At 72.7% G+C, this 16,039-nt stretch carries 19 protein-coding genes; 14 read left to right on the forward strand and 5 right to left on the reverse strand.

All coding sequences use genetic code 11. The features are described 5' to 3' along the window. Nucleotides 1–15: 15 nt before the first annotated feature. From ACIA6A_RS14265 to ACIA6A_RS14275, 3 genes are read left to right on the forward strand one after another with little or no spacing between them, the layout of a single operon-like run. Nucleotides 16–1,422 carry a class II 3-deoxy-7-phosphoheptulonate synthase gene (locus ACIA6A_RS14265; protein ID WP_396098020.1) on the forward strand — a complete coding sequence of 469 codons (1,407 nt, stop codon included), beginning with the start codon at nt 16–18 and terminating at the stop codon, nt 1,420–1,422. Beyond that, nucleotides 1,415–2,434, forward strand: coding sequence for a threonine aldolase family protein (locus ACIA6A_RS14270; protein WP_396098021.1), 1,020 nt, complete (start codon nt 1,415–1,417; stop codon nt 2,432–2,434). Before ACIA6A_RS14265 ends, ACIA6A_RS14270 begins: the two co-directional genes overlap by 8 nt. A gap of 35 nt (nt 2,435–2,469) precedes the next feature. Further along, on the forward strand, nt 2,470–2,862 hold the full coding sequence (locus tag ACIA6A_RS14275) for a DUF3224 domain-containing protein (protein WP_396098022.1): 393 nt from the start codon (nt 2,470–2,472) through the stop codon (nt 2,860–2,862). Between the two features lies 1 nt (nt 2,863). Here ACIA6A_RS14275 and ACIA6A_RS14280 read toward each other — a convergent pair whose 3' ends face one another. Then, the gene (locus ACIA6A_RS14280; RefSeq protein WP_396098024.1) at nt 2,864–3,445 is read right to left on the reverse strand and encodes a TetR/AcrR family transcriptional regulator; all 582 of its coding nucleotides are present in this window, start codon (nt 3,443–3,445) and stop codon (nt 2,864–2,866) included. A gap of 85 nt (nt 3,446–3,530) precedes the next feature. Here ACIA6A_RS14280 and ACIA6A_RS14285 point away from each other — a divergent pair, with 85 nt between their 5' ends. Further along, nucleotides 3,531–4,412 (forward strand): SDR family oxidoreductase, encoded by an 882-nt coding sequence (locus ACIA6A_RS14285; RefSeq protein WP_396098025.1) that lies wholly within the window; start codon nt 3,531–3,533, stop codon nt 4,410–4,412. A 10-nt stretch (nt 4,413–4,422) separates the two neighbouring features. Next, nucleotides 4,423–5,403, forward strand: a complete 981-nt coding sequence (locus tag ACIA6A_RS14290; protein WP_396098026.1) for a gfo/Idh/MocA family oxidoreductase — start codon at nt 4,423–4,425, stop codon at nt 5,401–5,403. On the opposite strand, the gene ACIA6A_RS14295 is transcribed toward ACIA6A_RS14290, so the two are convergent. The 3 genes from ACIA6A_RS14295 to ACIA6A_RS14305 all read right to left on the reverse strand — a co-directional run bounded on the left by ACIA6A_RS14295 (nt 5,392) and on the right by ACIA6A_RS14305 (nt 9,185). Then, complete coding sequence (locus ACIA6A_RS14295; RefSeq protein WP_396098027.1) at nt 5,392–6,258, reverse strand: deoxyribonuclease IV; 867 nt, start codon at nt 6,256–6,258, stop codon at nt 5,392–5,394. The two genes, ACIA6A_RS14290 and ACIA6A_RS14295, sit on opposite strands and share 12 nt — an antisense overlap. Next, nucleotides 6,249–8,219 carry a Stk1 family PASTA domain-containing Ser/Thr kinase gene (gene pknB / locus ACIA6A_RS14300; RefSeq protein WP_396098028.1) on the reverse strand — a complete coding sequence of 657 codons (1,971 nt, stop codon included), beginning with the start codon at nt 8,217–8,219 and terminating at the stop codon, nt 6,249–6,251. Before pknB ends, ACIA6A_RS14295 begins: the two co-directional genes overlap by 10 nt. A 153-nt stretch (nt 8,220–8,372) precedes the next feature. Continuing rightward, nucleotides 8,373–9,185 carry a hypothetical protein gene (locus ACIA6A_RS14305; RefSeq protein ID WP_396098029.1) on the reverse strand — a complete coding sequence of 271 codons (813 nt, stop codon included), beginning with the start codon at nt 9,183–9,185 and terminating at the stop codon, nt 8,373–8,375. Between the two features lie 96 nt (nt 9,186–9,281). Between ACIA6A_RS14305 and ACIA6A_RS14310 the strand changes: the two genes are divergently transcribed. The 3 genes from ACIA6A_RS14310 to ACIA6A_RS14320 are packed head-to-tail and all read left to right on the forward strand — an operon-like array spanning nt 9,282 to nt 10,322. Beyond that, nucleotides 9,282–9,644 carry an Rv2175c family DNA-binding protein gene (locus tag ACIA6A_RS14310; protein WP_396098030.1) on the forward strand — a complete coding sequence of 121 codons (363 nt, stop codon included), beginning with the start codon at nt 9,282–9,284 and terminating at the stop codon, nt 9,642–9,644. A 10-nt stretch (nt 9,645–9,654) separates the two neighbouring features. Continuing rightward, nucleotides 9,655–9,981 (forward strand): lycopene cyclase domain-containing protein, encoded by a 327-nt coding sequence (locus ACIA6A_RS14315; RefSeq protein WP_396098031.1) that lies wholly within the window; start codon nt 9,655–9,657, stop codon nt 9,979–9,981. Further along, nucleotides 9,978–10,322 carry a lycopene cyclase domain-containing protein gene (locus ACIA6A_RS14320; RefSeq protein WP_396098032.1) on the forward strand — a complete coding sequence of 115 codons (345 nt, stop codon included), beginning with the start codon at nt 9,978–9,980 and terminating at the stop codon, nt 10,320–10,322. Before ACIA6A_RS14315 ends, ACIA6A_RS14320 begins: the two co-directional genes overlap by 4 nt. Here the strand turns inward: ACIA6A_RS14320 and ACIA6A_RS14325 are convergent. Then, nucleotides 10,303–11,385: a polyprenyl synthetase family protein gene (locus tag ACIA6A_RS14325; protein WP_396098033.1), complete on the reverse strand. Its 1,083-nt coding sequence runs from the start codon at nt 11,383–11,385 to the stop codon at nt 10,303–10,305. The genes ACIA6A_RS14320 and ACIA6A_RS14325 overlap by 20 nt on opposite strands. 30 nt (nt 11,386–11,415) lie before the next feature. Here ACIA6A_RS14325 and metF point away from each other — a divergent pair, with 30 nt between their 5' ends. From metF to ACIA6A_RS14355, 6 genes are all read left to right on the forward strand, one after another. Further along, entirely contained in the window at nt 11,416–12,336 is a 921-nt protein-coding gene (gene metF / locus ACIA6A_RS14330; RefSeq protein ID WP_396098034.1) for a methylenetetrahydrofolate reductase [NAD(P)H], read from the forward strand. A gap of 1 nt (nt 12,337) precedes the next feature. Then, entirely contained in the window at nt 12,338–12,988 is a 651-nt protein-coding gene (locus ACIA6A_RS14335; protein ID WP_396098035.1) for a CDP-alcohol phosphatidyltransferase family protein, read from the forward strand. A 69-nt stretch (nt 12,989–13,057) separates the two neighbouring features. Continuing rightward, nucleotides 13,058–13,501, forward strand: a complete 444-nt coding sequence (locus ACIA6A_RS14340; protein ID WP_396098036.1) for an HNH endonuclease — start codon at nt 13,058–13,060, stop codon at nt 13,499–13,501. Between the two features lie 88 nt (nt 13,502–13,589). Continuing rightward, nucleotides 13,590–14,072 (forward strand): MarR family winged helix-turn-helix transcriptional regulator, encoded by a 483-nt coding sequence (locus tag ACIA6A_RS14345; RefSeq protein WP_396098037.1) that lies wholly within the window; start codon nt 13,590–13,592, stop codon nt 14,070–14,072. A gap of 65 nt (nt 14,073–14,137) precedes the next feature. After that, nucleotides 14,138–15,562, forward strand: coding sequence for an MFS transporter (locus ACIA6A_RS14350; protein WP_396098038.1), 1,425 nt, complete (start codon nt 14,138–14,140; stop codon nt 15,560–15,562). Continuing rightward, nucleotides 15,537–16,007 carry a hypothetical protein gene (locus tag ACIA6A_RS14355; RefSeq protein ID WP_396098039.1) on the forward strand — a complete coding sequence of 157 codons (471 nt, stop codon included), beginning with the start codon at nt 15,537–15,539 and terminating at the stop codon, nt 16,005–16,007. Before ACIA6A_RS14350 ends, ACIA6A_RS14355 begins: the two co-directional genes overlap by 26 nt. Nucleotides 16,008–16,039 lie beyond the last annotated feature (32 nt).

Here is a 16,039-nt window from a genome sequence, read left to right on the forward strand (position 1 = left end):
GATAAGCTTCCGAGCATGCAGCGTGAGTGGCATCAGCTCAGTCATCCCGGTCTCGGTGCGACGGCACTGCAGACCTCCCGGCCGTCCACCGACTCCGCGGAGGACGCCGCGCTCGGCCTCGACCGCTGGCGCGAACTGCCGCGGTTGCAGATGCCGCCGTGGGCCGACATGAACGAGGTCGCCGAGGTCTGCAAGGTCCTCGACACCGTGCCGTCGATCGTCGCGCCCTACGAGGTCGACCAGCTCCGGCACCGCCTCGCCGAGGTCTGCGAGGGGCGCGCGTTCATGCTCCAGGGCGGCGACTGCGCCGAGACGTTCGCCGACAACACCGAGAGCCACCTGCTCGCCAACGCGCGCACGCTGCTGCAGATGGCGGTCGTGCTCACGTACGGCGCGTCGATGCCGGTGGTCAAGGTGGCCCGGGTCGCCGGTCAGTACACCAAGCCCCGGTCGTCGGCGAAGGACTCGCTCGGGCTGCCCGCGTACCGTGGCGATCTGATCAACTCGCTGGAGGCCAACGAGGCCGCGCGGGTCGCCGACCCGCAGCGGATGATCCGGGCCTACGCCAACAGCGCCGCGGCGATGAACATGCTCCGGGCCTACCTCGCCGGCGGCCTCGCCGACCTGGCCGGGCTGCACACCTGGAACAAGGACTTCGTGCGGGCCTCGCCGGCCGGCGAGCGCTACGAGGCCATCGCCCGCGAGATCGACCGGACGCTCGACTTCATCCGCGCCTGCGGCATGACCGACGACGAGGCGTTGCGTACGGTCAGCCTGTACTGCTCGCACGAGGCGCTCGCCCTCGAGTACGACCGGGCGCTCACCCGGGTGTCGGACGGCAAGGCCTACGGGCTCTCCGGGCACTTCCTGTGGATCGGTGAGCGCACCCGGCAGCTCGACCACGCGCACATCGACTACATCAGCCGCATCGCGAACCCGATCGGGGTGAAGCTCGGTCCCGGCACGTCGCCGGAGACGGCGCTGGAGCTGTGCGAGAAGCTCAACCCGGAGAACATCCCGGGGCGGCTCACCCTGATCAGCCGGATGGGCAACGGCAAGGTCCGTGACGCGTTGCCGGCGATCGTGGAGAAGGTGCACGCCAGTGGCGCCAAGGTGGTGTGGCAGTGCGACCCGATGCACGGCAACACCCACGAGTCGTCCAATGGCTACAAGACCCGCCACTTCGACCGGATCGTCGACGAGGTGCTCGGCTACTTCGAGGTGCACCGCGGGCTGGGCACCCACCCCGGTGGCATCCACGTCGAGCTGACCGGTGAGGACGTCACCGAATGCCTCGGTGGCGCCCAGGGCATTGAGGACCTCGACCTGCCGGACCGTTACGAGACCGCCTGCGACCCGCGCCTCAACACCCAGCAGAGCCTCGAACTGGCCTTCCTCGTCGCGGAGATGCTGCGTGGCTGACCTGCGCTCGGACACCGTCACCAAGCCCACCCCCGGGATGCGGGAGGCGATGGCGGGCGCCGAGGTGGGCGACGACGTGTACGCCGACGACCCCTCCGTCAACGCGCTCGAGGCACACGTCGCGGAGCTGTTCGGGCACGAGGCGGCACTGTTCTGCCCCACCGGCACGATGGCCAACCAGATCGGGCTGCAGCTGCTCGTCGCCCCGGGACACGAGCTGCTCGCCGGGTCGGACGCGCACGTGGTCACGTACGAGATGGGGGCCGCCGCCGCGCTCGGGGGCATCTCCACGCGTACCTGGCCGTCCTGGGGTGCCGCCCTGGACACCGACGCGATCGCGGCGATGATCCGCCCGCCCGGCTTCGGCGCGGTGCCGACCGCGGCGATCGCGGTGGAGCAGACCCACAACCTCGGCGGCGGGGGCATCGTGCCGCTGGCCACCCTGCACCGGCTCCAGGAGCTCGCCATCCTGGGCGGGGTGGCCCTGCACTGCGACGGGGCCCGGATCTGGCACGCGCACGTCGCCGACGGGGTGCCGCTGTTCACGTACGGTCAGCTGTTCGACACGCTGTCGGTCTGCCTGTCCAAAGGGCTCGGCGCACCGGTCGGCTCGCTGGTCATCGGGTCGCGGGAGCGGATCGCCCGGGCCCGGGTCCTCCGCAAGCGGATGGGCGGTGGCATGCGGCAGTCCGGCGTCCTCGCCGCGGCCGGCCGGTACGCCCTCGACCACCACGTCAAACGGCTCAAGCAGGACCACGCCCGGGCCCGCCGGCTGGCCGAGGCCCTGGAACCGTTCGGCGTCGTCGAGGCGTCGACGGTGCGCACCAACCTGGTCGCGCTCGACCTCACCAAGGCCCGGCTCGACGCGCCCGCGCTGGTCGCGGCCGCCCGCGAGCACGGTCTGCGGATGTCCGCGCTGCTGCCCCGCACGGCCCGCCTGGCCACCCACCTCGACCTGGACGACGACGACATCGACCAGGCCATTCTGGTCCTGCGCACCCTGCTGTCCTGACCTCGACATTCGGTACGACGTGGTTACATGCTCTGATGACCGAGCGGGCGACCGGAACCTTCACCACCACGTTCGAACCACTGCCGAGCAGCGACGAAACGCTCGGCCGGATGATCGTGTCGAAGACCATCGAGGGCGGTCTGCGGGGTACGGGACGTGCGGAGATGCTCTCGGTGGGCACCCCGATCGACGGCTCCGCGGGGTATGTCGCCATCGACCGGATCACCGGCACCCTGCACGGGCGGAGCGGCAGTTTCGTGCTCCAGCACTACGGCCTGATGGATCGGGGCTCGGGCACCCTGACCGTCCAGGTCGTCCCCGACTCCGGCACCGACGAGCTGACCGGCCTCACCGGCACGTTCAGCATCGACAACACCGGCGGTGAGCACCACTACGTCTTCGATTACGACGTGGCCGGTCCGGTCTGAGTCAGCCCAGCGTCGCGCTCGCCGCCCGGAGGTCGTCCAGGGCGGGCAGGGTGTGCTGGGCGAGGGTGGTGTCGTCGGCGTCGCGGCCGCCCTCGGACCACGCGGCGTAGCCCCGTTTGAACGCGAGGACCCCCATCTCGCCGGCCAGGGCCGCGGTCGGGCCGGGCACCCCGCGGGCGGCGAGCGCGGCGGTCATGGCGGCCGCGAGGCTGACGCTCTTGAGGGCGTCGCGTTCCTGGAGCTCGCCGCTGGTCGCGACCGCGGCCTTGAGGCGGGGGCCGAGCTCGCGGTTCATCGGGCCCATCGCGCCGGACGCGCGTTCGAGGCCGGCCGCCACCGCCTCGAGCGGGCTGGCGTCCGCGGGCGCCTCGGCGATCCCCTCGGCCAGCAGCCGGCTCAGTGCCTCCTGCCCGGCGACGAGCAGCTCGCGCTTGTCGGGGAAGTGCCGGAAGAACGTGCTCTTGGTGACGCCGGCGCGCTCGGCGATCTGCGCGACCGTGGTGGCGTCGTATCCCTGCTCGGTGAACAGGTCGACAGCGGCCAGGACCAGTCGTTCCCGCGCCCCGGGTTCCCATCGAGCCATGTGCCCATCATAGGCGATGGGACCTTTGTGCCATCACTCTGGTAGTGTGACGGGACAAGAGTCCCATCACCCTCGGGAGTATTCCATGCAGGTCTTCATCACCGGTGGCACCGGCCTGATCGGTTCCGCCGTCGTCGCCGAGCTGCTCGGCAACGGTCACACCGTGCTCGCGCTCGCCCGCTCCGACACCTCCGCGCGGGCCGCCGAGGAGGCCGGCGCCAAGACACTGCGCGGCGGTCTCGCCGACCTCGACGTCCTGCGCGCCGGAGCCGCCCAGGCCGACGGGGTCATCCACCTGGCGTTCAGCAACGACTTCAGCAGCGCCGAGGCGGTCGCCCGCTCGGTCGCCGAGGAGACCGCCGGCATCCTGGCCATGGGCGAGGAACTGGCCGGCACCGACCGTCCGTTCGTCGTCGTCTCGGGCACGCCCTGGGTTCCTGGCGCCGCCTCCACCGAGACCGACCCGCTGCCGCTCGACGGGCCGGTCGGCGGTCGCGGCCGGACGGTCATGGCGGCCCTCGAGCTCGCCTCCCGAGGGGTCCGCAGCACCGCCGTGCGGCTGCCGCGCACCGTGCACAACCGGGGCGAGGGCGGGTTCGCCGGGCTGCTGACCGCGATCGCCCGGCAGAGCGGGGTCTCCGGCTACCCGGGCGACGGCACCCAGCGCTGGCCGGCCGTGCACGCGCTCGACGCCGCCGTCCTGTTCCGGCTCGCCCTGGAGCAGGCCCCGGCCGGCACCGCGTGGCACGCCGTGGCCGACGAGGGCGACGCGGTGCGCGACATCGCCGGGGTCATCGGCCGGCGGCTGGGCCTGCCGGTCGCGTCGGTGCCGGCGGAGACGTTCGGGCCGCTCGGCGCGATCTTCGCGACCGACCAGCCGTCGTCCAGCGCCCGGACCCGCGAGACGCTCGGCTGGGAGCCCCGGCACCCGAGCCTGCTGGCGGACCTGGAGAACATCCAGCCCTGACAATGGGCGGATGAGATTCGTGCTCGCCGGCTCCGGGTTCCGCGCCGCGACGATCCACCGGGTGGCCTCGGTGTTGCCGGAGCTGAGCTGCGTGGGCGCCGTGGTGCGGGTGCCGGGCCGGTGTGCGCTGCCGGTGCCCGCGTTCGATGACCTGGCGCGGTGCGTGGCCGCGACCCGGCCGGACTTCCTGGTGACCGCGGTGCCCCGGACGGCGAACCCCGGCCTGATCATCGCGGCGGCCGGTCTCGGCCTGCCCGTGCTGGCCGAGACGCCGCCGGCCGCCGACGAGGCCGGTCTCCGGGCCCTCCTGGCGGCGGTGGGGGAGTCCGCTCCTGTGCAGGTGGCCGAGCAGTACCCGTTGATGCCCACGCACGCCGCCCGGCTCGCCGCGGTCCGCTCCGGCATCATCGGGACACCCACCCAGGTGCAGGTCTCCTCCACCCAGCAGCACCACGCGGTCGCGCTGATCCGGGCCTACCTCGGCGCCGGCCATGAGCCGGCCGTCATCCGCGCGGTCCGGACGGTCGCGCCGCTGGTGGATCCGCTGGACCGCGGCGGGTGGACCGACGACCCGCGGCCGAGACCGGCCACCACGACCATCGCCACCCTGGACTTCGGCGCCGGCCGGTCCGGTGTCTACGACTTCACCACCGGGCAGACCCGCAACATGCTGCGATTCCGCCGGCTGCTGGTCCGCGGCACCCACGGCGAGCTGCGCGACGACGAGATCGTGCACCTGCCCCGGGCCCGGACCGTCGTCCGGACGCCGCTGACCCGCCACCTCGGCACGATCACGCTCGGCGACCGGGTGCTGCACCGCGATCCGTACCCGGACCTGCGGTTCAACGACGACGAGATCGCGACCGCGACCCTGCTGCAGGCCACGGCCTTGTGGGTACGCGGTGCCGGGCCGCCGCCGTACCCCCTGATCGAGGGCGTGCGTGACCACGAGCTGGCACTAGCCGTCGAAAGGGCGGCCTCAGGCCGGTGATCTCAGGGTCTTCAGCAGGGCGATGTCGGCCGCGTGGCCCTCGTGCTCCTTGGACGGCGTCTCGACGATGACCGGGACGCCGGCGGTGGCCGGGTGGGCGAACAGCTCCGCGAACGGGGCCGTGCCGATGGTGCCGGCGCCGATGGTCTCGTGGCGGTCGCGGGTGGAGCCGCAGGCGTCCTTGGAGTCGTTGGCGTGGATCAGCTGGAGCCGGCCCGGCCCGACGGTGGCGATCAGCGCGTCCAGGGTGCCGGTCATGCCGCCGGGGGTGGCCAGGTCGTGCCCGGCCGCCCAGGCGTGGCAGGTGTCGAAACAGACGCCCAGCCAGGGGTGGTTCTCGACGGCCTCGAGGTAGGGACCGAGGTCCTCGACCTTGGAGGCGAGGCTGCGGCCGCCGCCCGCGCTCGGTTCGACGAGCAGCTTGGGCAGACCCTGCGCCGCGGCCCGGTCGAGCAGCGGGAGCAGCGCCTCGCGGAGCTGGTGCAGCGCCTTGTCGTCGTGGGCCGGGTCGACCGAGCTGCCCGCGTGGTAGACCACCGCGGTCGCGCCGATGGCCTGACCGCGGCGCAGGGCGTGGGTCAGCGTGTCGACCGAGCGCTCGACGGTCAGCTCGGTCGGCGATCCCAGATTCACGAGCAGAGAGGCATGGATGTACGCGGGGAGCGCCCGCTCGCCGCACCCGTCGCGGAACAGGGTGTCCTGCCTCGGGTCGCCGGGCGGCAGCGCCCAGCCCCGGGAGTTGGCGACGTAGACCTGTACCGCCTCCGAGCCCGCGGCGTCGGCGTAGGGCAGGGCCGCCCTGGCCAGCCCACCGGAGGTCTTCGTGTGCGATCCGATGCGGCGGGTCAGAGACAATTCAGCACGACCTCGGTCTGCGGCGGCACCTGGGTGTTGCCGCCCGGGCTCTGCTGGCGGACCAGGCCGTTGGGGTTGAACTGCACGCGGACCCGCAGGTTCATCCCCTCCAGCGTCTGCTGGGCCTGGGGGCAGGGCTGGTTGGTCAGGTCGGGGACGGTGACCAGCGGCGGGCCGTTGCTGATCCGGAGCTTGATCTCGGTGTCCTTCTCGACGCCCGTGCCGGGGTCGGGGGACTGGCTCAGGATCGAGTTGGCCGGTTCGTCGCTGTCCTGCCGTTCCTCGAGGACACGCAGCCCGAGGCCCTGCAGCTGTGCGCGGGCCTCGTCGATGCTCTTGCCCTTGACGTCGGGCACGCTGATCGGGGCCTTGCCCTTGCTGACCACGATGGTCACGGTCTCACCGGGTTTGAGCGACTCGCCGGCCTTGGGGTCGGACGAGATGACCACACCCTGCGGGACCGTGTCGCTGTACTTCGCGGTGCCTTCCTTGACCTTCAGCTTCGCGCCGTCGAGCTCACCCTTGGCCGCGGCCTGCTCCAGGCCGACGATGTCGGGCACCTGATAACGCTCGGGGCCCAGCGACAGCGTCACGTCGAGCACACCGCCCTTGAGCATGTTCTCGCCGGCCGGCGGGTTCTGGGCCAGCACCACGTCCTTGGGGGTGTTCTCGTCGTAGCGGCCGTCGTCGTAACGGATCGAGAAGCCGCCGGTGGTGGCCTGCTGCTCGGCGATCTGCCGGGTCGCGTTCACCAGCTGCGGTGCGTCGGTGTAGCGCCCGACCATGACCCACCAGGTGCTGCCGACGACGGTGAGGACCATCAGCGCGACGGCGACCATGATCAGCACCCGGCGCCGGTCGGTGCCACCGCCGTGGGCCGCGGCCGGCATCGGGGGCGCGGAGCGGCGGCGCTGGCCACCGCGGTGCACCGTGCCACCGCCCTGGTCGGGCAGCCGGGCCCAGGTGGGCCGGTCGCCCCCGGAGCGGGGGAACGGGGACGTCAGGGCCGGGACGACCGTGGTGGCGTCGGCGGCCGGCGGGCGCTGCGGGACCTGGCGCAGCAGCGCGGTCTCCACGTTGGCGGCGCCGAGGTCGTCGCGGACCACCTGGACCTCGGCCAGCAGCGCGCCGGCGTCGGTGGGGCGGGCGCCGGGGTCGCGGCGGGTGGCCCGGGCGACCAGGTCGTCGAGCGCCTTGGGTAGGCCCTTCACGACGCTGGACGGCGCGGGCACGTCGTTGTCGACGTGGCGCCAGGCGATCTCGACCGGCTCGCCGCCGTCGTAGGGCACCTTGCCGGTGAGCATCTCGAACAGCACGATGCCGGCCGAGTAGACGTCGGAACGGGCATCGGAGCGCCCGTCGGTGACCAGTTCCGGGGCGACGTACGCCACGGTGGCCATGAGCTGGCCGGAGTCGTCGGAGGAACTCGCCTCGACGGCGCGGGCGAGCCCGAAGTCGGCGACCTTCACCACGCTGTCGACGAGGTTGGCGAGCCCGCCGCTGGGCGCCTCGGCGACCAGGACGTTCTCCGGCTTGACGTCGCGGTGCACCAGGCCGGCGCGGTGCGCGGCGGCGATCGCGGCGAGCATCTGCTCCAGGATGGCCAGTGCCTCGACCGGGTTGAGCCGGCGGCGCTGGGTGAGCAGGTCGCGCAGGGTGCGGCCCTGGACGTACTCCATGACGAGGTAGGGCAGGCCCTGGTGACGGCCCTGGTCGTAGACCGCGACCACATTGGGGTGGGTCAGCCGGGCGATCGTCTTCGCCTCGTCGGTGAAGCGGTCGACGAAGTGCACGTTCGTCGCCTGCGACGGGTGAATGATCTTCAGGGCGACCGTGCGCTCGAGCCGGTCGTCCACGGCGGTGTACACGGTCGCCATGCCGCCACGGGCTACGCGCCCGGTGATCCGGTAGCGCCCGTCAATCGTCGTGCCGATCAACGTGTCGGCGACAGTCGTGTCCATCGGCGTGAAGTGTATGTGGCGTTTCCCGTGACGTGGACCAGGATCTGGTAGCTGAGACCGAACGGGTACTGCGCGGCGTGCCGACCTGCGCATTTGGAAGAAATTGCCCCGCGACGCCGGAGCGTCGCGGGGCAATTATCGTGAAAAATCGGATCAGTGCTTTTTGGCGCCCCAAGACGGCTTTGTCGGAGCTTCCGTGCTGGCCGCCGTCGACGGCTCCGTCGACGGGGACTCCGTGGCCGGGGTCGGCACCGGCGGATCGACCGGCGCGGGCGTCGGCACCGGGATGCCCGGATCCGGTGTCGCGGTGGCCGGGGTCGGCGCCGGCGGGCTCGAGCAGTCGCACGGCTTCGGCTCGGGGGTGGCCGGGGTGGTGGCCACCACTGTGGTGCGTGCCGGCACCGGAGTCGTGGTGACCGTGGCCCGCGTACCCGCGGGGGTCGGGCCCGTGGGGGTCGGGTCCGTGGTGACCGCGGTGGTGGGGGTGATCACCTGGATCGTGCTCCCCGCCGTCGGCGGCGTGGGCACGTCCACCACGCCCGGCAGGATCGCGGCACCCCGGCCGAAGCCCTCGTTCGACAGGTCCCGGCCCGGCGCCGCGGCGGCCAGCGGGTACGGCTCGCCGGCCACCCCGTCCCCGCCCAGCGCGCCGGCACCGTCGGCCACGACCAGATAACTGCCGGTCGCACCGGCCACCGCCAGAGCGCCGAACGCGGTGACCGCGACCACCCGGCGCGGCCGGCGCACCGGGGCCGGGCGCGCGTGGGCCGGCTTGAACGGCCGGGTGGACGGGAACGTCCCGGTTCCACCGAGGGTGCCCGTTGCGCCGAAAGTGCCCGTTCCGCCGAAAGTGCTCAGCCCGGCCGACGTCACGTTCTCCTCGGCGGGCTCCGGCCGGCCCAGGTCGTAGCGCACCGAGCGCCACGCGCCGGCCACCTCGTTGCGGGTCCTCCGCCACAGGGTCATCGCCACTGCTCTCCGATCTGCGTACGCCGGGCCTTCCCGGCTCCTTCGTGGGGCTCCGCGTGGTGCACCCGGAGCGCGGCATGGCACGCTGGTCGGGTGACCGAATCCGTAACCGACGGCCCGCAGGCCGGCCCGGCCGAGTGGATCAATCTGCCGGACGTGGCGGAGAAGCTCGATGTGTCGATCAGCAAGGTGCACCAGATGATCCGCGACGGCGTGCTGCTCGCGGTCCGTCGCGACGGCATCCGTGTGGTGCCGGCCGAGCTGGTGGCCAACGACACCGCGCTCAAGCACCTCCCTGGCGTCCTCACGCTGCTCCGCGACTCTGGGTACAACGACGAAGAGGCGCTCAAGTGGCTCTACGAGCCCGACGAGACGCTGGACGGGAGCGGCGCCAAAGGGCTCGGTGGTGACCGGGCCCGCGAGGTCAAGCGACGCGCGCAGGCGCTCGGGTTCTGATCCGGCCCGTATGCGGCATTTCTCATATCTGTTCGTGCTCGGCGGCTGCCTCGCCGCGGCACTGTGGCTGGAGCCCGTGCTCAAGGTCAACGTGCTGCGCCGGTGGCGCCGCCTGCTGCTGACGATGGTCCCGGTGCTGGTGGTCTTCGTGCTCTGGGACCTCGCGGCGATCGCGGCCGGGCACTGGACGTTCGACCCGGAGCAGACCACCGGCGTGCTCTTCCCCGGTGGCCTGCCGCTCGACGAGGTGCTCTTCTTCGTCGCGGTGCCGACCTGCGCGATCCTGGGCTTCGAGGCGGTCCGCGCGGTGCTGCGCCGGCCCGCGGGCGACGAATGAGCTACACCGTGGCGGCCCTGCTCGGGGTGGCCGGGGCGCTGGCCGTCGACCTGTTCGTGCTCCGGACCCGGCTGGTGCGCCGGGTGGTGTTCTGGGCCACCTACCCGATCATCATCACGTTCCAGCTGCTGTCCAACGGCATCCTCACCGGGCGCCACATCGTGATCTACGACCCGGACGCGATCATCGGGCTGCGGATCGCGTACGCGCCGGTGGAAGACCTTTTCTTCGGTTTTGCGCTGGTGCTGCTGACGCTCTCGGTGTGGGTCTGGCTCGGCCGCCGCGGGGTCCAGCCCGAGCCCCGCGCGGCCGGCCGCAGGTTCAGACGGCGCGCCGGGTAGCCGCGTCGGCCAGCTCCAGGAGCACCTCGCGGCCCTCGGGATCCAGCTCGGCGTTCTCCAGGGCGGCCAGGGCCGTGCCGGTCAGCGTCGTGATCCGCTCCTCGGTACGGGCCAGCGCCCCGGTCCCCGTGATGATCGAGCGCAGCCGGGTGATGCCCGCCGCGTCCAGGGCCTGGTCACCGAGACCCCGCTCCAGCTCGGCGCGCTCCGCCGGGCCGGCCGCCTCGAACGCGGTGGCGATCAGATACGTCCGCTTGCCCTCGCGCAGGTCGTCACCGGCGGGCTTGCCGGTCTGCCCCGGGTCGCCGAACACCCCCAGCACGTCGTCGCGGAACTGGAACGCCACCCCCAGGGCCAGCCCGTACGCGGAATAGGCCGCCCGCACCCCGTCCGGCGCCCCGGCCAGCGCGGCGCCGATCAGCAGCGGGCGCTCGACGGTGTACTTCGCCGACTTGTAATGGGCCACCTTGTCCGCCCGCTCCAGCGACGTGTCCCCGGTCACCGGGCTGAGCAGGTCGAGATACTGCCCGACGGTCACCTCGGTGCGCATCTCGTCGAAATCGCCCCGGGCCCGGGCCAGCGCCTCCAGGGCCACCCCCGAGGTGTGCAGGAGCTCGTCCGACCAGACCATCGCCAGGTCGCCGAGGAGCACCGCGGTGTTGTCGCCGAAATCACCGCCGTCGCCGCGCCAGCCGGCCGCCGCGTGCCGGGCCGCGAACCGCCGGTGCACCGAGGGCTCACCGCGCCGGGTGTCCGAACGGTCGATCAGGTCGTCGTGGATCAGCGCCGCGGCCTGCACCAGCTCGAGCGCGGACACCGCGGCCACGACCTGGTCGGAGTCGATCCCGCCGGCGCCCCGGTAACCCCAGTAGGCGAACGCCGGGCGCAGCCGTTTGCCGCCGCCCAGCACGAAGTCCTCGAGCGTGTCGGCCACGTCACCCAGGGCATCGTCGATCGTCAGCAACCGGGTGCGCTGGGCGGCGAGGAACGCGCCGAGCGCCTTGTCGACCCGGGGTCGCAGTCCGGCACGGTCGAGCGGGGAGGTGGCAGCGCTGGGGATCACGGCGCCCAACTTAGCCGGTAGAGTCGGGGCGTGGCTTTCGGTCTTCCCTCACGTCTCCCGGCATCCCCGTCGATCGGACATCTGATCCGCCGGCCCGAGCCGACGTTCTCGTTCGAGTTCATGCCGCCCAAGACGCGCGAGGCCGAGCAGATCCTCTGGCAGACGATCCGCGAGCTGGAGGCGCTGCGACCCGACTTCGTCTCCATCACCTACGGCGCCGGCGGCAGCTCCCGCGACACCACGGTCGACGTCTCCGAGCGGGTGGCGACCGAGACGACCCTGCTGCCGATGGCGCACCTCACCGCGGTCAACCACTCGGTCGCCGAGCTGCGCAACGTCATCGGGCGGCTGGCCGGTGCGGGCATCCGCAACGTGCTCGCCGTGCGTGGCGACCCGCCCGGCGACCCCAACGGCGAGTGGGTGCGGCACCCCGAGGGTGTGCACTACGCCGAGGATCTCGTCCGGCTCCTGCGCGAGGTGGGGGACTTCAGCGTCGGGGTGGCGGCCTTCCCGTACAAACACCCCCGCTCGGCGGACATCGAGGCCGACACCCGCAACTTCATCCGTAAGTGCCGGGCCGGCGCCGACTTCGCGATCACCCAGATGTTCTTCCAGGCCGACGAGTATCTCCGGCTGCGTGACCGGGTCGCCGCGGCCGGCTGTGACACCCCCATCGTGCCCGGCGTGATGCCGGTGCTGCGGATGGCGACGATCGCCCGCTCGGCGCAGCTCTCCGGCGCGCCGTTCCCGCGGGAGCTGCTGACCCGCTTCGAACGGGTCGCCGACGACGCCGACGCGGTGCGCCGGCTCGGCATCGAGCTGTGCAGCGAGATGTGTCAGCGGCTGCTCGACGAGGGTGTCCCGGGCATCCACTTCATCACCATGAACCGCTCCACCGCGACCCGCGAGGTCTGGCAGAACCTCGCCGCCGCGCCCGCCGCCGCCGCGTGAGGTGACCTGGGAGCAGTACGCCTCGGCGTGGTCCGCGCTGCACGGTGGCTTCGACCCGCGTACGGCGTCCGGGGTGGTCCGCGGCTGGGTCCGCCTGGCCTGGCGCGGCGGCAACCTGCTGGGCCGGCTGGGCGTCGGGCCGTCCACCGTCACCACGGCCGGCCTGTTCCTGTGCGTGCTGATCCCGTTCGTGCCGCTGGCCGCCGGTGCGGTGCTGGTGCTGCTGGCCGCGTTCGCCGACGCGCTCGACGGCGCGGTGGCCGTGGTGACCGGCAAGGTGAGCCGGCTCGGCTACGTGTACGACTCGGCCGCCGACCGGCTCGGCGAGCTGGCGTGGCTCGCCGCGTTCTGGGTGGCCGGCGTCCCGGGCTGGCTGGTCGTGGCCGGCCTGGCGGTGAGCTGGCTGCACGAGTACGTCCGGGCCCGGGCGACCGCCGGCGGCATGGCCGAGATCGGTGCGGTCACGGTGGGCGAACGGCCCACCCGGGTCTCGGTGGCGATCAGCGGCCTGGTGCTCGCGGCGGTGGCCGGCCTGGTCCACCCCGGCTGGGACACGACCGTCGCGGTGGTCGCGGTGGGCGTCTGGGTCACCCTCGGCCTGATCGGCTTCGCCCAGCTCACCGCCGCCGTCCGCCGGGCCCTGATCGATTAAACCCGTTGTCCGGTACGCCCATCCGTCCTACCTTTTCCTCATCGCCGAGCGCTGGGGAGGTGGCCCGCGATGAGCATGGTCCTCGTTCTGAACGCCGATTTCGGGCCGCTGCACCGGGTCAGCGTCCGGCACGCCATCCGCATGCTGTTCCGTGAGGTCGCGGTCGTGGAAGAGGTCCGGCCGGACGCCCGCATGGGGGTCTTCCCGATCCCGACCGTGGTCCGGCTGGTCAGTTACGTCGTGACCCGCTGGCGGCGGAGCCGGGGCCCGGGCTGGTCCCGTGGCGGTGTCCTCAACCGGGACGGCCGGCGCTGTGCGTACTGCGGGGGCGCCGCCTCGACCATCGACCACGTGCTGCCCCGCTCCCGTGGCGGTCAGAACTCGTGGAGCAACACCGTCGCCGCGTGCGGGCGCTGCAACCAGCGCAAGGGGGACCGCACCCCGGCGGAGGCGCGGATGCCGCTGAGCTGGACGCCCCGGGCGCCCAGCTGGACGGAGGCGGCCGCGTGGTGAGGACGACGGCCGGCGGGCACGCACGGGGGCCCGCCGGCCGTCCCCTTTCGTATCATCCGCTGCCGGACCATCGCGTTACGCTCGGTGGATGGCTCAGCAGGCTCCTCCCCGTACCGTCCGCGACCTCACCGGCATGCTCAACTCGGCGGGCCACGTCCTGGCGAACCGGCTGGCCGGGGCGCTGGCCGAGGTCGGCCTGACCGATCGCATGCAGTGCGTCCTGGTGCACGCGCTCGAGCAGGAACGCACCCAGATCCAGCTCGCGGTGCTTGCCGACCTCGACAAGACGACGATGGTCAGCCTGGTCGACGAAATGGAGCGCCGGGGCTTCGCCGAGCGCCGCCCCGCGCCGGCCGACCGCCGCGCCCGGATCGTCGTGGTCACCGACCTCGGCCGCCAGGTCGCCCAGCAGGGCCAGGAGATCGTCGATCGGGTACACGGCGCCGCCCTGGAGGCGCTGCCCGAGGCGGCCCGGTCCGCCCTGATCGAGGCGCTCACCCGGATCGTCGACGACGGCACCGACCCCGGCCCGAAGCCGGTGCGCCGCGTCCGTCAGCACCACGCCTCCTGACCCCGCCCGCCAGATCGATCCCTTGCAGATAGTCTGCTTCCGGATTATCTGTTACGGTCGTTCGCATGGATGCCCTGACGTCTGCCCGGAACCGGTCCGCGGCGCTCGCCGTGCTCTGCGCGGTGGCGCTCATGATCGTGCTGGACAGCACGATCGTGGCCGTCGCGGTGCCGGCCATCCAGTCCGGCCTCGGCTTCTCGTCCGCCGGCGTGGCCTGGGTCATCAACGGCTACCTGATCGGTTTCGCCGGACTGCTGCTGCTCGCCGGGCGGCTCGGCGACCTGGTCGGGGCGCGGGCGGTGTTCCTGGCCGGGCTGATCGTCTTCACCGTCGCGAGTGCGCTCTGCGGTCTCGCCCGCACCGCCGGATTCCTCGTGGCGGGCCGTTTCGTCCAGGGACTCGGCGGTGCGCTGGCCTCCGCCGTCATCATCGGGCTGATCGTGCGGCTGTATCCGGAGCCGGCCGCCCAGGCGCGGGCGATCGGCGTCTACAGCTTCACCCAGGCCGGCGGCGCGGCGGCCGGTTTCGTGGCGGGCGGCCTGCTCACCGATGCCGCCGGCTGGCCGGCGATCTTCCTGATCAACCTGCCGATCGGTGTCCTCGCCCTGGTCGCCGCGCTGCGGGTGATCCCCCGGGAGGCGGGTCCCGGCCTGCGGTCCGGGATGGACCTGCCGGGCGCGTCGCTGATCACCGCCGGTCTGTCGGCCGGCGTCTACGCGATCGTGGACGGCGGTTTCGCGTACGGGATCCTGGCCGTCCTGCTCGTGCTCGGTTTTCTGGTCCGCCAGCGGTTCGCGGCGAACCCGCTCGTGCCGTTGCGGGTCCTGCGCGAGCGCCGGCTCCTGATCGTCAGCGCCGCGATGGTGCTGATCTTCGCCACCGGCATGGGCTTCCAGTTCGTCAACACCCTGTTCCTGCAGCGTGTCCTCGGCTACGACCCGATCACCACCGCCCTCGCGTTCGTCCCCACCCCGGTGGCGATCGGGCTGGTCTCACTGGTCGTGGCGCCCCGCGTCACCGCTCGCCTCGGTCCCCGTCCGGTGCTGCTCGCCGGCCTGGCCGGCCTGCTCGCCGGTCTGCTGCTGCTCGCCCGGATGCCGGTCGGCGCGCGGTACGCGACCGACGTCCTGCCGGCGCTGGTCCTCATGGGCCTGGCCGTCGGCGTGGTCATCCCGGCGGTCATCATGCTGGTCATGGCCGGCGCCGCGCCACGCGACACCGGCCTGGTCTCGGGCCTGGCCAACACCGCTCAGCAGGCGGGTGGCGCGATCGGCCTGTCGATCCTCGCGGTGGTCGCCGCCCGGCTGACCGGATCGCGGGTGGCCGCCGGGACGGCCGAGGTGGCGGCGCTGCGCGACGGTTACTCGCGGGCCTTCCTCGTGGCGGCGGCGTTCGTGGCCGGAGCGATGGTCCTCGCTGCCCTCATCCCGGCTCCCCGCTCATCTGTCAACGTATCGTTGACAGATGAGCGATCTGGATCAGCTGGCTGAGATCGGCCCGGCCCGGGCCCGGCTCGACGAGCGAGAACTCGAGCTGATCGACCGGGCCCGGCAGGCCGGTGCCACCTGGACCGCGGTCGCCGCCGCGCTCGGGCTGGCCAGCCGGCAGGCCGCGGAACAGCGTCGGCAGCGCCTGGTCGCCGCGTCCCGCTCCCGGCGCCACGATGCGGATCTGCGGTACGCCCTGAGCATCGTCACCCTTCGCGAAGCGGTCACCGACCTGCACCGGAGCATCGCCGCCGACCGTCGCTGGGCCGACCGCCTCACCCGGGCCGACCTGGTGCGGGCGACGGTCTCGGCGGCACTCGACGCCCCGCCCGGTGCGCTGTTCGAGCTGGCCTCGCAAGCGGCCGCGGACCTGCGCGGTGCGGCTCTCCCCGGGTATGTCCGGCTCGCGTTCCGCAAGCTCCAGGATGCTCTGTCAACGCCTCGTTGACGGTCTTGCGCGACGATGGGGCAGGTTCCAAA

It is taken from the genome of Actinoplanes sp. NPDC051494 (assembly GCF_044454705.1).
Lineage (GTDB): Bacteria > Actinomycetota > Actinomycetes > Mycobacteriales > Micromonosporaceae > Actinoplanes.

Excerpts from the sequence above, each read along its gene's own strand:
- ACIA6A_RS14265 (WP_396098020.1), top strand. The coding sequence starts at position 16 with ATGCAGCGTGAGTGGCATCAGCTCAGTCATCCCGGTCTCGGTGCGACG.
- ACIA6A_RS14275 (WP_396098022.1), top strand. The coding sequence starts at position 2,470 with ATGACCGAGCGGGCGACCGGAACCTTCACCACCACGTTCGAACCACTG.
- ACIA6A_RS14280 (WP_396098024.1), bottom strand. The coding sequence starts at position 3,445 with ATGGCTCGATGGGAACCCGGGGCGCGGGAACGACTGGTCCTGGCCGCT.
- ACIA6A_RS14285 (WP_396098025.1), top strand. The coding sequence starts at position 3,531 with ATGCAGGTCTTCATCACCGGTGGCACCGGCCTGATCGGTTCCGCCGTC.
- ACIA6A_RS14290 (WP_396098026.1), top strand. The coding sequence starts at position 4,423 with ATGAGATTCGTGCTCGCCGGCTCCGGGTTCCGCGCCGCGACGATCCAC.
- pknB (WP_396098028.1), bottom strand. The coding sequence starts at position 8,219 with ATGGACACGACTGTCGCCGACACGTTGATCGGCACGACGATTGACGGG.
- ACIA6A_RS14305 (WP_396098029.1), bottom strand. The coding sequence starts at position 9,185 with ATGACCCTGTGGCGGAGGACCCGCAACGAGGTGGCCGGCGCGTGGCGC.
- ACIA6A_RS14315 (WP_396098031.1), top strand. The coding sequence starts at position 9,655 with ATGCGGCATTTCTCATATCTGTTCGTGCTCGGCGGCTGCCTCGCCGCG.
- ACIA6A_RS14320 (WP_396098032.1), top strand. The coding sequence starts at position 9,978 with ATGAGCTACACCGTGGCGGCCCTGCTCGGGGTGGCCGGGGCGCTGGCC.
- ACIA6A_RS14340 (WP_396098036.1), top strand. The coding sequence starts at position 13,058 with ATGAGCATGGTCCTCGTTCTGAACGCCGATTTCGGGCCGCTGCACCGG.
- ACIA6A_RS14345 (WP_396098037.1), top strand. The coding sequence starts at position 13,590 with ATGGCTCAGCAGGCTCCTCCCCGTACCGTCCGCGACCTCACCGGCATG.
- ACIA6A_RS14350 (WP_396098038.1), top strand. The coding sequence starts at position 14,138 with ATGGATGCCCTGACGTCTGCCCGGAACCGGTCCGCGGCGCTCGCCGTG.
- ACIA6A_RS14355 (WP_396098039.1), top strand. The coding sequence starts at position 15,537 with ATGAGCGATCTGGATCAGCTGGCTGAGATCGGCCCGGCCCGGGCCCGG.